10 protein-coding genes are annotated in these 14,170 nt (G+C 70.1%); 7 read left to right on the top strand and 3 right to left on the bottom strand.

All coding sequences use genetic code 11. The annotated features are described in order from the left end of the window. Positions 1 to 6: 6 nt before the first annotated feature. Positions 7 to 2,793 (bottom strand): LuxR C-terminal-related transcriptional regulator, encoded by a 2,787-nt coding sequence (locus AMYBE_RS46315; RefSeq protein WP_020662026.1) that lies wholly within the window; start codon positions 2,791 to 2,793, stop codon positions 7 to 9. Continuing rightward, the gene (locus AMYBE_RS0124440; protein WP_020662025.1) at positions 2,790 to 3,932 is read right to left on the bottom strand and encodes a molecular chaperone DnaK; all 1,143 of its coding nucleotides are present in this window, start codon (positions 3,930 to 3,932) and stop codon (positions 2,790 to 2,792) included. Before AMYBE_RS0124440 ends, AMYBE_RS46315 begins: the two co-directional genes overlap by 4 nt. 302 nt (positions 3,933 to 4,234) lie before the next feature. Between AMYBE_RS0124440 and AMYBE_RS46700 the strand changes: the two genes are divergently transcribed. From AMYBE_RS46700 to AMYBE_RS0124425, 3 genes are all read left to right on the top strand, one after another. Further along, a complete protein-coding gene (locus tag AMYBE_RS46700; RefSeq protein WP_020662024.1) occupies positions 4,235 to 5,878 on the top strand; it encodes an IniB N-terminal domain-containing protein in 1,644 nt (547 codons plus the stop codon). 97 nt (positions 5,879 to 5,975) lie between these two features. Next, positions 5,976 to 7,748 (top strand): P-loop NTPase family protein, encoded by a 1,773-nt coding sequence (locus AMYBE_RS0124430; protein WP_020662023.1) that lies wholly within the window; start codon positions 5,976 to 5,978, stop codon positions 7,746 to 7,748. A gap of 289 nt (positions 7,749 to 8,037) precedes the next feature. After that, positions 8,038 to 9,237: a P-loop NTPase family protein gene (locus tag AMYBE_RS0124425; RefSeq protein ID WP_027927960.1), complete on the top strand. Its 1,200-nt coding sequence runs from the start codon at positions 8,038 to 8,040 to the stop codon at positions 9,235 to 9,237. Positions 9,238 to 9,247: 10 nt separating this feature from the next. On the opposite strand, the gene AMYBE_RS0124420 is transcribed toward AMYBE_RS0124425, so the two are convergent. Beyond that, positions 9,248 to 9,634: a pyridoxamine 5'-phosphate oxidase family protein gene (locus tag AMYBE_RS0124420; protein ID WP_020662021.1), complete on the bottom strand. Its 387-nt coding sequence runs from the start codon at positions 9,632 to 9,634 to the stop codon at positions 9,248 to 9,250. Positions 9,635 to 9,733: 99 nt separating this feature from the next. Here AMYBE_RS0124420 and AMYBE_RS0124415 point away from each other — a divergent pair, with 99 nt between their 5' ends. From AMYBE_RS0124415 to AMYBE_RS0124400, 4 genes are read left to right on the top strand one after another with little or no spacing between them, the layout of a single operon-like run. Further along, positions 9,734 to 10,675, top strand: coding sequence for an ABC transporter substrate-binding protein (locus AMYBE_RS0124415; protein ID WP_020662020.1), 942 nt, complete (start codon positions 9,734 to 9,736; stop codon positions 10,673 to 10,675). Beyond that, on the top strand, positions 10,662 to 11,555 hold the full coding sequence (locus AMYBE_RS0124410; protein ID WP_020662019.1) for an amino acid ABC transporter permease: 894 nt from the start codon (positions 10,662 to 10,664) through the stop codon (positions 11,553 to 11,555). Before AMYBE_RS0124415 ends, AMYBE_RS0124410 begins: the two co-directional genes overlap by 14 nt. After that, positions 11,548 to 12,315, top strand: a complete 768-nt coding sequence (locus tag AMYBE_RS0124405) for an amino acid ABC transporter ATP-binding protein (RefSeq protein ID WP_027927959.1) — start codon at positions 11,548 to 11,550, stop codon at positions 12,313 to 12,315. Before AMYBE_RS0124410 ends, AMYBE_RS0124405 begins: the two co-directional genes overlap by 8 nt. Beyond that, entirely contained in the window at positions 12,312 to 14,039 is a 1,728-nt protein-coding gene (locus AMYBE_RS0124400; RefSeq protein WP_020662017.1) for an aminotransferase class V-fold PLP-dependent enzyme, read from the top strand. The genes AMYBE_RS0124405 and AMYBE_RS0124400 overlap by 4 nt, the downstream gene beginning before the upstream one ends. The last annotated feature ends 131 nt before the right edge of the window (positions 14,040 to 14,170 follow it).

Here is a 14,170-nt window from a genome sequence, read left to right as displayed (position 1 = left end):
CGGCGTTCAGTGCGCTGTCGGTTTGGCAAGCAGTTCTCGCAGGGTCGCGAGCAGTTCGCGACGGTCCGCGGCACCAAGCTTTCCGCGGATGCGAGCCATGTGATGTTCGACAGTTTTGCCGGAGATGAAAAGCTTGCTGCCCGCTTGTTTGTAGGTCAGGCCGTCGACGACCAGGCGCGCCACTTCCAGTTCGCGTTCGCTCAGCGCACTCAGCCCTGGTGCCGTGCCAGTAGCCGGTGCGGTGGATTCGAGACGTCCGGTCGCGCCTTGGAACTGTCGCGCCGCTTCCAGCAGTTGCACCATCGCCTTGCGGTCCGAAGTGCGGATCGCGGCCTGGCCGGCCAGCCGGGAAGCGTCCCAGCACAAGTCCAGCTCGTGGAGTTCCGCGGCAGCCGCGGAGATCGCTCCGGGGTCGAAACTTCCGCTGAGAACGGCAAGCCAGCATCCGGCCGCGCGCGCGAGCGCGGCCGGATAGCGGCCACAGTCCGCGAATCGGGTCAACGCCGCCAGCTGTTTCTCCGCTGTCGCGCGGTCTTCGGTGGTGATCGCGGCGTGCAGCTCGTGCCATGACAACGATACTGTCCACAATGGAGGATATCCGAGCCGTTCCAGCATCGCGTGCGCTCGCTCGAGCCGACGAGACAGCTTCGCGTGGGCACCGGTTCGGGCAGCTGCGATGGCCAGTTCCCCCAAGGGCAGCAGGGTAAACAGATCGACCTGCTGCCGCATCGACGCCTGGTATGCCCGCTCCCACGACTGCTGCAGCCCGACCAAGTCGCTCGCTCGTCGAGCGAGGCCGAGTTCCAGCGTCGCGAAGAAAAGCTCGTCGCGGGCTTCCAGCTTGGCACCGGCGACGGCGTCGCGATGCCTGGTCGCGGCGGCGAGGTGGCCGCCGGTCATCGCTACCCAGCCGAGAAGCAGCCGGTGCCGAACAGTCAGCAGGTCGCCGCCGACGCCGCTGGCCAGTGCTCGTTCCAGGACGGACTCGGCGAGTGCCAGTTCGCCGGCGTGCAGGCCGGCAAGGGCGGCAAGGGCGGCCGGGCTGTCCGAAAGGGGTGCGCCGCCGACCGCCGGTTCCAGCATGGCTGCGGCGCCGACCAAGGTCGGCAACGCCTCGGTCCCGCAACCGGATACCGATTCCACGATTCCATTTGCGGTCCGGGCAGCCGCGCCGGTGAACAGCGTCGGTGCGACGCCGGGCATCGGAGCGGAGTGACCGTGGCCGCTGATCGCCTGGCCGGTTCCGACGAGTGCGACCGTGGCGAATGCTTCGACCGCGCCGGGACCGGCCCAGCGGTAGGTTTCCCCGGTTGGCTGGTGCGCCGTGTGAAACGAGTGCTCGGCGGCACCGTACGCGGTGGTGTGCAGCTGAGCCGAACTCACAGACGGCCGCTGCGGCGCGGAATGGTTGCTGGTAGACGCGGAAGGCGCACGCTGGTCGTCAGGCTGTGCGGTACTGCCATTCCGGTGCCCGGCCGAGACGGGGACGCGGCCGTGGTCGGCGGCAGGCGTTGGGCCGAGGCTGTGCACGTTCGTCGGCGTGGGGTGCTTGGTCGCCGTATCCGGAGCAAGAAGATTCGGGTTCTGGTTGCCGAAGGCGCTCGGGGTCGTGTGCTGACCGCTGGGCGGAGTGGGGTGATCGTCGAGGTGAGTTGCGGCCGCAGCTTGCACTCGGGACCAGGCGTCCGTCGCGGCGGCCCAGCGGTAGAGCTCAGCGGTTCGGGCCAATTCGCCGCGGTGGGCCAAGACCGTCGCCGCGATCTCGGCACCCGCGGCGCGGGCCTCCGGGTCATCGCCGGACAGCATCCCGTCGCCCAGCCGCAGCGCAGTGTCCAGATCTCCGGAGAGCGCTGCGGCTCGAGCCCAGCCTGCGGTGGTCGCGGCGTCGCGGGCGCCAGCGTCGGCGGCGGCTTCGAAGAGACGCGCGGCGAGCTTCGGGTCGCTGACCAGTGCCTCGCTGGCCGCGGTGGAGAACGCGGCTGCGGCGGAAGCGCCGGAGCTGCCCGCGTCGAGGAGCGAAGTCGCGAGGTCCAGCACCGGCAGGCCGCGCGTCAGCTGGACCTCCACGAGCTGTTGCAGCACGGCCAGCCGCCGGGCCGGTGGTCCGTACGCCCGGACTGCCTCGGCCGCGGCGGGCAGCAGAGTGTCTTCGGTGTCCAGCAAGCCGGTCGCGCGGGTGCCGTCGACGACTTCGGGCAGTTCGTCCGGTGTGCGGTTCAGCAAGGAACAGAGCAAATCCAGGTTGCGTGCCGCGCCGGCTTCGGCGGCGATGAGGTAGCGCAGCACGTCGTCGTCGAGCGCGGCGAGTTCGGCGCGGAAGTCGCCGAGCCGGGCGGTCACGACCCGTTCGACGAGCCTGGGCACTCCGCCGGTGCTGGTGTGCAGGGCAGCCGCGTCTGCGGCGCGGCCGGTGAGCTGTTTCGCGAGCTTGCCGACCTCGTCGACCGTCAGCGGCGGCAGCAGCAGAGTCTCGCCTAGGCCACGGAGCGCTTGGCCGCGAGGGTTCGGCCGGTGTGCCACCACCAGCGGTGCGTTTTTGGCGGCCGCGAGCATGGTGAGCCGGGTGAGGTCTTCGTCGCCGAGTTGGTCGGCGTCGTCGATGACGGTGGCGTCGATGCCTGCTTCGCGGTAGCTGCGGTCGAGCGCGGCCAGCAAGGCAGTCTTGCCGTACCCGCCTGGTGCCACCACAACGAGCCGTACCGGGGTCGACGGCGTGGCGGCGACTTCGGCAAGGAGGCGGCGGGCTGCGGGGTGGACAGCGTCATTGCCGGTTTTCGCCAGCAGAGCGTTCAACAGTGGCCTTCGCTGGAGGGAGCTGTGGCTGGGTGGGCACACGAACTCAGGGCAGGGGGACGGGGAGAAGCCGGTTCTTTGTCCGCGGTCGCTTCATGCGAGGTGAGGACCGCGACCAGGATCGAAGAGCTGATCGCGAGCACTGCCGCCGTAGCGGCGAGCGGTCGCCATCGACGCAACAGTTTGGCAGCGCCGTCGGGCTCCGGCAGCGTGAACGGTGTGATTTCCACCGGCGGTCGCTCGGGGCGCTCGGGAAGTTCGGGTTCGCGGTCGACTCGCGGCAGCAGGGTGGTTTCGGCAGCCGGGGCCTCGCGGCGGGCGAGCGGGCTGGTCCGCTGGCTGGCGAGGACGCTGGCGCCTAGCGCGGCGGTGAGGGCGGGCTGCTGGCCGGCGAAGACCGGGCAGGGCAGCTGTGCGGGCAGCTGGCCTGGAGCGGGGTCGCCGCAGAACACGATGCCTGCCAGCGATTCCGGGGAGACGTTGGCGGCTTGCGCGAGGCCGAACGCGGTGCTGACCGCGGAAGCCGGTGCGACGCCTTCGGTGCTGGTCCGGGCGATCCAGCCGCTGGCCCCGGACGCGGTCGCCAAGGTGACCACGACTCCGTCTGGGCCGAACTCGCAGACGGCGGCAGCCCGGTCGCCGGGGCCGGGGTCAGGAAGGTGTGCGCAGAGCGCGGCGATCGCGCTCGGAACGAGCGTAACGGACGAAAAACCGGACTCGGCGAGCGACTGGCGCAAAAGTTCGCGCCGGTAACCACCCCAGTCACCGGGGTGGGTGACAACCAGCTGCCGGGTCGGGCCGCCGGCCTGCCCGGCGGCGACATCCGCGATGCCTTCGACGAACACCGTCGTCAGCGATTCCGGCGTGAACGGCTCGGTCCCGGCGAAAATCGGTACGTCGTCGCCGATCCGGCGCTGGAAACCGGTGATCAGCCGGGTGGGTTCAGTCGCTCCGGCATGGCGCGCGGTGTCGCCGCTGAGCAGGTAGCCCTCGTCGTCGAGGAAGAGTGCGGTCGCGGTCGCGGGCGATCTTTCGCCCAGCCACAGCGGCTCCGGGTCGTCCCACCGGTCCCCCTGCCGGCGGCGGAGGGCGGCGTGGGTCCGGGCAGCGCCGAGGTCGATGCCGAGCACGTAGGGCACCGCCGCTTCCTCCCTTCGTCGCAGTCGGGTTTCGGCCGAGAGGCGTATTGACTGAACGGATACGCATCCTCACCCGTTCGGGTCAGTCGGGCAAGGGTGGGGTGGGATTTAACCCAACCGGGTTCCGCGTGTCCGATCCCCTAACTCCCTAACGATCTCATATCGACCCCCTAACGGCTGAGCGAGGCGCGACTGGGTGTAAACCCCGATGTGAGCGGGGGTATCCCCTCCCTAGCTTGAGCGCCACGCTCGGCCGGGGAGGGCCGGGCATCCCCCGTAATCACGACAAGTGGAGATCCTCGATGGACCCGGTGCAGACTCTGCACGACTTCACGCTCACGCTGCTGCAAGACCCGTCCGCGCTCGCCGCGTTCGGCCAGAATCCGCAGGCCGCACTGGCTGCCGCCGGTCTGGGCGACATCAGCGCCGCCGACGTGCACGAGGTCGTCCCCCTGGTGCTCGACTACGTCCCGGTCGACAACGCCGCGCTCGGCCACCTCCCGCAGCCGGGCGACCTGGCTGGCGCGCTGTCGAGCGGGCCGCAGGGCGCGATCGAGCAGCTGCAGGCGCTGACGGCGTCGCTGGGCCACCCCGCCAGTGGGTCGGCCGCATTCGAGGGTTCGGCGTCGGCCAACGGTTCGGCGTCGGCCTCGGGCGCGCCGGCTCTGCCGGTCGTCGGCGAACTGCCGGGCGTTCCGGCGCTTCCGGGGCTGGGCGAGCTGCCTGGTCTCGGTGCGCTGCCGGGCGCGGGAGAGCTGCCCGGTCTGGGCGCGCTGCCGGGCGCGGGCGAACTGCCGGGCACCGGTGCGTTGCCTGGCCTTGGCAGCCTGCCGGGCGTTCCCGCGGTGCCGGGCGCGGGCGAGCTGCCCGGCCTTGGCGCGCTGCCGGGCGCGGGTGACCTGCCGGTCGTCAGCGACGTCGCCGGTGTTTCGCCGCTGCCCACGGTGGGCGAGCTGCCGGGCGTCGGCGAGGCGGCCAGTGCGCTGCCGAACGCCGGTGCGCTGCCCGCGGTGAATGAGCTGTCGGGTGCTGGCGCGCTGCACGCGGTCAGCGATGTCGCGGACATGGTTCCGGCGGCCCCGGCGCTGCCGGCGGTTGGCGAGCTTCCGGGCCCGGGCGCGCTCCAGGGTCCCGGCACGGACGCGGTACCGACCCTGCCGGTCGTGGGCGCGGTGCCGGGTGCTGGCGCGTTGTCGGCCATCGGCTCGCTGCCGGTCGTCGGCAACATCGCCGGTGCGATCCCGGCCGTTCCGGCGTTGCCGGGCGCGGGCGAGCTGCCCTCCGTGCCGGCCATGCCGGGCGCGGGTGAGATGCCCTCCGTGCCGGCGATTCCGGGCGTTGCGGCAGTTCCGGGCCTTGCCGACGCGCAGAACGCCGCGGCTTCGGTCACCGCGCTGGCGCAGAACCCGAGCGGGGCGGTTGCGTTCGGCAACGACCTCGGCAACGGGCTGGACTCCACCGCGGTCGCGCTCGCGAACGGGCAGGCGGCGGCTTCGGCGGGTGGCGTCGTTTCCGAGGTCCAGCACTTCGGCGGCGTAGTCCAGTCCGCGGCTCCGGCGGGCGTCGGCAGCCTGCCGGGGGCGAACGCGTTCGACCAGGCGGCTGACCACGCCACCGAGGTCGGCGGCGGGATCGCCGGGCACGTCAGCGACGCCGCCGGGATCGTCACCGACAACGTCGGCAGCCTGAGCAACACGCTCAGCGCGGACGGCCTCAACCACGCCGTCAACGGCGTGGCACAGCAGGCGCACTCGATCATGTCGCACGGCGACGCCGAGCGGTCCGAGGCGGTTTCCGAGACGCACGCCGGCACCGACGCTGGCGTCAGCGCGGTGCACGACACCGTCTCGACGCTGTCGGATGCCGCCCACCAGGGTCTCGGCATCGACCTGCACGCCGGCGCGGAGACCTCGCACGGCGGCGGTGAGCTGCACCTTTCCCTCTGACAAAGGGTGATTCGGGAGCGGCTCCGCGGTCTGGGTGCGACCGCGGAGCCGCTACCCGGTTCGGATACTCCGCGTACACGGGGGACACTGGTTCGTCGTGACGGCTCCTTCGTGGCTCGAAGTACTCGACGAGACCTCGGACGCCTGCCGGACGCACGGTCGCGAGGACCTGGCGCAACGTCTCCGCCGGCGGCGGGACCGAGCGCCCTCCGGCACGCGCGTCGCGGTGCTCGGATTCCCCAAGCAGGGCAAGGGCTACCTGGTCAACGCGGTGCTGAACGCGCTGGTCTGCCCGGTCGGCGACGCGGCGACGCCGGCGGTGCCGATCGAGATCGGTTACGCCGCCGAACCCGCGGCGACGCTCGTCGGGCGTGCGGACGAACGCATTCCGGTCGACGTCGAGCAGCTGACCGGTGAAGTCGGCGCCCGGCCGGCCGGCTCGTTGCGGCGGGTCGAGGTCGGGGTTCCGCGGGACCTGCTGTCGGCGGGGCTGGTGCTCATCGACACTCCCGCGATCGGTGATCCGCGATCGCCGCGCACCGCGGCTGCGCTCGACGTTCTCGCCGAGGCGGACGCGGTCATCCTCGTCTCCGATGCGGCGGCGCCGTTGAACCAGGCCGAGCTGGCGTTGGCGCACCACATTCGCACGTGGTGCCCGCACGTGGTGGTCGCGTTGACCAAGATCGACGTCAGTGCTGGCTGGCGGGCGGTCGCCGAGCAGAATCGCGCCGCGTTGTCCGGCGCGGGGATCGACTCGCCGGTGCTGCCGGTGTCCGCGACGGTGCGCTTCGCCGCGGCCAAGGGCGGCGACCAGGACCTGAATGTGCGCTCCGGGTTCCCGGAGCTGCTCACCTGGATCGCGGCTCAGGTTTCCCGGCCGGCGGAGAGCACGGCGGCGGTCCTGGCCGCGGTGAGCGTACGGGCTGCCGCGGCGGAGCTGGTCGAGACCTTGCGGGCGCGCGCGGAGGCGGCGGGGCAGGAAGTCGGCGTCGACCAGACGACGTTGCTGCAACGGTCGCAGCGCCGGGCTGACGAGCTGCGGCGGCGCAACAGCCGCTGGCAGAACCTGTTGTCCGACGAGATCGCCGACCTGCAGTCCGACGCGGAGTACGACCTGCGCGAACGCACTCGGAAGATCGTCGAGACGATCGACGAGACCTTCGACCGCGGCGACCCGGTGAAGGTGTGGGACGAATTCGGGCCGTGGCTGGACCAGACGCTCGCGGAAGCGGTCGAGACGACCTACACGTTCACTGCCGAGCGCGCGGAGTGGATCGCGCAGGCGGTGGCGGTGAGCTTCGGCGCGCAGTACGACCTGCCCGAGCTGCCGCTGACCGACTCCGGCTCGGACCGGATCGCCGAGGTCCGGCAACCGCGAATCGAACGGTTCAAGATCGGGCAGAAGGCGTTCACCGGTTTGCGCGGTTCGTACGGCGGTGTGCTGATGTTCGGCCTGGTGACCGGATTGGCGGGACTGCCGCTGATCAACCCGGTGTCGCTGGGCGCGGGCGTCGCGTTCGCGGCGAAGACGATCAGCGACGAAGGCGGGATGCGGCTGCAGCGGCGGCAGGCGGTCGCGAAGCTGACCGCGCAACGCCATGTGGACGACGTGTTCCTCCGGTTCAGCAAGGAATGCCGCGATGCGATCCGGCTCGTGCATCGCCGGTTGCGCGACCACTTCACGGCGCTCGCGGACGGTCTCGCCGACGAGCTGACGCGCGAGCGCGAGATGATCATCGCCGGGTCGGCGGAGCGAGAGCGGCGCAGTGCGCAGCTGCGGAAGGAGATCGATCGGCTCGCCGGGCTCCACAAGCGGGCCGGGGAACTGGGGATGATTGCCAACCGGACGCCTCGGGAGCTTCCTGCTTGAGCGGTGGCGGCGGTGCGTCCGAGGTGACGCACCCGGGCGAGCTGGCTGAAGGACGGCAGGCATGGCGACTGCGAAGCCAGACGGAAGGCCGCGGTCGGCGGGGGCACGCGGATCCGGGAGCCGTCCGTGCGACTGTCCGTGATCCCTCGCAGCGCTCGGGCTTCCGCATCAGGACCTCCGCGCCGGATCAGGTGATGGACGAGTTGTGACGTTCGTGCGGCGGGACAAGACCGGGTAGTAAAAGATGTTGCGGCGACGGGCGTGAGCGAAGTGGGGAGTGGTGTCGCGCGTGAGTGAGGACGTACGGAGCCTGCTGTCGGACGCCTTCGCGTACTACCGCGACAGTCCGCGGGCGTCGGCGTTGTTGGGCGAAGCGCTCGACCACCTCGACGAACCGCTACGGGTCGCGATCGGCGGCGCTGCCGGCACCGGGAAGTCGATGCTCGCCGCGGCGTTGGGGGACTGGCCGACCCGGGCGTTGCGCGACGTGGAGTTCGTCGACGCACCGCCGCCTTCCGTGCTCACCGATGTTTCCGTACGGCTGCTTCGGCACCTAGAGCCGGAAGAGCTGGCAGTGTTGCGTCCGGTGGCTCCTTCGACGTTCGCGCGGCAGACAGCAGTCGACACGATCCTCGTGCTTGCGCGCGCGGACGAAGTGGGCGCGGGACGAATCGACGCACTGATGACGGCGAAGCAGATCGCGCGGCGCGCGTGGCGCGAAGATCCGCTGTGCGGCGGATTCCAAGGCGTGATCGCGGTAGCCGCGCAGCTTGCGTACGGGGCGCGCGCGTTCACAGACGACGAGTTTGAGCTTCTCGCGGCCTTCGCGGCTGTTCCGAGAGAGGAGCTGGAGCGGTATCTGCTTTCCGTGGACGCCTTCACCGATCCGGCGTTTCCCGGGCCCGTGTCGGTCGAGACGCGGCGTTCGTTGGTAGTGCGGTTCGGTCTGTTCGGGGTGAGACTCGCGCTTACGCTGATCCGCACCGGCTGTGACAACCGAATGAAACTGTCGACCGAACTGGTGCGGCGTAGCGGCCTCGGCGAGCTTCGCGACACCATCGCCGGCTGTTTCGCTGCGCGCGCCGACATGCTGCGCGCGCGCACAGCGGTACTGCGGTTGGAGATGGTCCTCGCCGCGGAGCCTCGGCCGCACAGTGACCGGCTGGCGGCGCGCATTGAGCGGTTCTCGGCGTCTGCGCACGACTTTCGCGAGCTGCGGTTGATCGCGGACATCCGCGGCGGGCGTACCGCGCTAGCGGGCGAAGCAGCCGAAGAAGCGGCGCGACTGCTCGGTGCGGAGGGGACAGCGCCGGATGAACGGCTGGGGCTGGAAAGCGGCATAGAGCCGCGAGAGATCTACGAAGCTGCGCTCGACGCGATGATGCGGTGGCGGTACGAAGCCGAGCGTCCGGACCGTCCTCCGGCGGAACGGGCAGCGGCACAGGTTGTGGTGCGCAGCGCGGAAGGGCTTCTGGCGCAGTACGTCTGACGCGCGCGGGTTAAGCGTTGCCGAGCACGCGTCCGATAGTGAGCTCAAGGACGACCCGCTGCGGGTTCTCGCGCGGCTGGCGGTACCGGACCGCGTACCGCGCCTCCGCGTCTTGCACCGACGCTTCGTCGTCGAGCAGGCGGATCCGGCCCTCCAGCGTCGACCAGGTCCGGCCCTCGAACTGGCAGATCGCCCCGGCCAGTCCGCCGTCGCCGGCCGCGCGGACCAAACGCGCCTTGTACGACGTCCCGGAGGCGATCACGCGGGCGATGCCCTGGTCGAAGTCGACCGTCACGCCCACCGCGACGACGTGCGGCGTCCCGTTCGGGCGCACCGTCGTGAGCGACGCGAGCCGCCGTTCGGTCCAGAACTGACGGAAGCCCTCGCCGAGTGTCATGTCCGGAACGCTAGACGAGACAGAATTTCAACTGCATGTTGACCTCTTAAACAGCGAGTTGTAGCGTCCGGCGGACCACGACGACCTGGAGGTCCCGGCATGCCGTCGCTTCGTTCCCGCGCTTGGCTGGCCCTGGTGCTGGCCGGAATGCTCACCGCCGCTTGCGGAGGAGGCCCCGACGGGGCCGGCGGCGGCGGACAGCAGAAGCCGAGCGCTGTCCCGGACAACACGGCGCTGCTCAGCGCGATCAAGCCCGACCCGCAGCTGGCCGGACAGCTGCCTGCTGCCGTCGCGCAGGCGAAGACGCTGCATCTGGCGTCCAACATCCAGTCCGCGCCGAACAACTTCTACGCGGCGGACGGCAAAACCCCGATCGGTTACGAGGTCGACTTGGCCAAGGCGGTCGGCGCGAAGCTCGGCGTGAGCGTCACGTACCAGGACCTGGCGTTCGGCTCGCTGATCACCAGCCTGCAGTCCGGTCGAGTCGACCTGACCATGGCCGCGATGAACGACACCAAGGAACGCCAGAAGCAGATCGACTTCGTCGACTACTTCTCGTCCGGCATCACGATCATGATCCGCAAGGGAAACCCGGACGGCATCACCGGACCGGATACGTTGTGCGGCAAGAACGTCGCTGTCGTGCAGGGGACCAGTCACCAGAAGTTCGCGACCGCGCAGAGCGCGAAGTGCGTTCAGGCGGGCAAGCCCGCGATTACGGTTACCGCGACGGACAGTGACAATCAGAACCAGAATCAGCTGCGTACCGGGCGGGTCGCGGCGATTCTCAACGATTTGCCGAGCGCGGTCTACATTTCGCGTACCGCCGGCGATGGCAGTTTCTTCGAGGTCGTACCCGGCCAGCCGATCGAAGGCGGGCCGTACGGGATGGGCTTCGCCAAGAACAACGCAAAGCTGCGCGACGCGGTGAAGCAGGCGCTGCAGTCACTCGTCGCGGATGGCACGTACGGCAAGATCCTGCAGTCGTGGGGCGTCGAGCAGGGCGCGGTGAAGGAGGCGGCCGTCAATGGCGGAAGCTGACGCGCTGCCGATCGTCCGGCTGAAGCACTGGGGCCGGTGGGTCAGTGCGGTGCTCATCGTTGCGCTGCTTGCCCTTCTGGGAGTCGCTTTCGCGCAGGCGCAGATCAAGTGGGGCTCGGTGCCCGACTTCGTCTTCTACCGAGTGATGGCGCTCGGCCTGCTCAACACCGTCGTGCTCGCGGTGATCGCGCAGGCGATCGCGATCGTGCTCGGCATCGTGATCGCGTTGCTGCGGCTGAGCGCGAATCCGGTGGCGAAGTGGTTCGCGGCGGCGTACATTTGGTTGTTCCGAGGCCTTCCGGTATTGCTGCAAATTCTGATTTGGTACAACCTCGCGCTCATTTTCCCGACGGTGTCGATTCCGCTGCCGTTCGGCGGCTTCCTGGTGCACGAGCCGACGAACGTGCTGATCAGTGCGTTCACCGCGGCGTTGCTGGGACTGGCGTTGAACGAAAGCGCGTACATGGCGGAGATCGTCCGCGCCGGTCTGTCCAGTGTGGACGAAGGGCAGACCGAGGCGGCGAAGTCCATCGGCATGACGCCCGGCGAGACGCTACGCCGGGTCGTGCTGCCGCAGGCGATGCGCGTGATCATCCCGCCGACCGGCAACGACTTCATCAACATGCTGAAAGGCACGTCGATGGCGTCGGTGATCGGGGTGACCGAGCTGATCCACGCGGCGAACAACATCTCCTCCAACAACCTGCTGGTGATGGAGACGCTGATCGCGGCGGCGATCTGGTATCTGGTCGTGGTGACGGTGGCCGGCGTCGGGCAGCACTACCTGGAGCGCGCGTTCGGGACGGCGGACCGGAGCCCGGCCGCGCGCGCCGGGAAGGCGCTCAAGGGAATTCCGCTGGTGCGAGGTGCGCGTGTCTGAACCGCTGTTGAAGGCCGTCGGAGTACGGAAGAACTACGGAAGCACGGAGGTGCTCAAGGGAATCGACCTGGAAGTACGCAAAGGACAAGTGGTGTGCCTGCTCGGGCCCTCCGGCGCGGGCAAGAGCACGTTCCTGCGCTGCCTCAACCACCTCGAGACGATCGACGGCGGTCAGGTCTGGGTCGACGGCGAGCCGATCGGGTTCAAGCTGCGCGGCGGCAAGCTGTACGAGCTGCGGGAGAAGGACGTCGCGCGGCAGCGGAGGGACATCGGGATGGTGTTCCAGCGGTTCAACCTGTTCGGGCACCGCACGGCGCTGGAGAACGTCGTCGAGGGACCGGTGCGGGTGCTGGGCGCCGATCCGGCGACCGCTCGGGCGGAGGCGCTGGAGCTGCTCGACCGGGTCGGCCTCGCGCACCGGGCCGATGCCTACCCGGCGCAGCTGTCCGGAGGGCAGCAGCAGCGGGTCGCGATCGCCCGGTCGCTGGCGATGAAGCCGAAGCTGATGCTGTTCGACGAGCCGACCTCGGCACTGGACCCGGAGCTGGTCGGGGAAGTGCTGTCGGTGATGGGTACGTTGGCTCGGGAGGGAATGACGATGGTGGTCGTGACACACGAGATGGCTTTCGCCGCCGAAGCCGCGGACGAGGTGGTGTTCCTCGCCGATGGCGCGGTGGTCGAGACCGGGCCGCCGGAGCGGGTGCTGAAGGCACCGGAACATGAGCGGACGCGGCAGTTCCTCGCGCGAGTGCTCGCGTGACCCGGATCCCGCCCCGGTACCTGCTCCAGTTCGACGAGCCGGCCGGCTACCTGGACTTCGCCCGGTTCGGGCCGCCGTCGCACGCGGTGCTCGACACCACGGCGCGGCTGCTGGAAGCCGCCACCAAGGCCGGTCCGTCCACTGTGGACGAGCTGATGCGGCAGGAGATCCGGGCGAAAGCAGCGGCGGCGCGGCTGTGCGGCAGCGACACCGACCACACTGTGCTGTTGCCGCACACCAGCCTCGGGCTGTTCCAAGCCGCGTTCAACAGCCAGGGCGAGGTGCTGGTGTCGGCCGCGGAGTTCCCTGCCAACACCTACCCGTGGGCGCGCGCCGAGCAGGCCGGCCGGGTCCGGCTGCGACGGCTCGAAGGCGGCTGCGTCACGGCGGAACGGGTCGCCGAAGCATTAGCCCCGGACACCGCCGTGGTTTCGGTGAGCGCGGTCGATTTCCGCACCGGGTACCGTGCCGACCTGGCCGCGCTGCGCGAAGTAGTGGGCGATCGGCTGCTGGTGGTCGACGGGATTCAGGGCTTCGGCGTGATCGAGGCGCCGTGGGAAGTCGCGGACGTGCTCGTCGTCGGCGGCCAGAAGTGGCTCCGGGCGGGCTGGGGCACGGGATTCGCCGTGCTGTCGGACCGGGCGCTGGAGCGGATGGACCCGATCCTGTCCGGCTGGACCGGCGCGCGCGACCCCGGCCTGTTCGACGACGAGATCCACCCGGCCGACCCGACCGCGGCGGGCTGGTCGCTTTCGAACCTCAGCCCGGTCACGTCCGGTGCGTTCGCGGCGGCGCTCGAACTGGTCGAGGAAACCGGCGTAGAGGCGATCGCGAGCCGGATCGCCGAACGCGTCGGCGAGCTGGAGGACGTGCTGCGCGCGGCCGGCGCGCAGATCGTGTCAGCGACCGAGCGGCGAGCCGGAATCCTCGCGTTTTCGGTGCCGGACCAGCCATCCGAGCAGGTCGGCGCGGCGCTGGCAGCGGCCGGGATCGCGGCGACCGTCCGGCCGGAGCACGTCCGGCTGTCGCCGCACGCGTCCACTCCGGCGTCGGCCGCGGAACTGGTGCGGGAGGCGCTGGCGTCGGTGGTGCGGCCGCGGACGACGGTTCCGGTCGCGTCGGCTTCCGGCACGGCGACGCACGAGCTGCTCACCGCGTTGATCCCGGCGGTCGACGGGCTCGCCGCGATGCTCGGCCCAGGAAATGAGGTGCTGCTGCACGACCTGTCGCGGCTGCCGGATTCCATCGTCGCGATCGCGGGCGGGCTCACCGGGCGGACCGTCGGCGGGCCGATGACGGATCTGCTGCTCGGCTTGGTGCGCCGGGGCACGACGCAGGATCTGACGAACTACCGCACGCACAGTCCGGACGGGCGGGCGATCCGGTCGTCGACGCTGTTCCTGCGGGACGCGGACGGCGTGGCGATCGGTTGTCTGTGCGTGAACAGCGAGATGCCGGTCGCGGGGGACGCGGCGGAGGAGCGGCAGGAAGAGACGTTCCTGCCGGACGTCGACAGCCTGCAACGGTTCTTGGTCGGCCGGGCGATCGGGAAATCCGGGATCCCGGTGGAGCTGATGAAGAAGCGGCACAAGTCGGCGGTGGTGCGGGAGCTGGACGAGGCCGGGTATTTCCTGATCAAGGACGCGGTGGATCATCTGGCCGGACAGCTCGAGGTGACCCGGTACACGATTTACAACTATCTCAACGAGATTCGGGGGACGTGAGGGCCGCATCCCCGAGTGCGAGCCCAGCTGCGGTCGTGGAGTTGGTGACTCTGTGCGCGGAGCGTGCGGTCGATGACAGGGCCGTGCCGACTGAGCCGGGCCGGGCAGCGCGATGCTGCCAGACCCGGCTC

The organism is Amycolatopsis benzoatilytica AK 16/65 (assembly GCF_000383915.1).
In the GTDB taxonomy this organism is placed as follows: Bacteria; Actinomycetota; Actinomycetes; order Mycobacteriales; family Pseudonocardiaceae; genus Amycolatopsis; species Amycolatopsis benzoatilytica.
The sequence above is the reverse complement of the archived record's forward strand: the minus strand, read 5'-3'. Positions and strand labels throughout refer to the sequence as shown.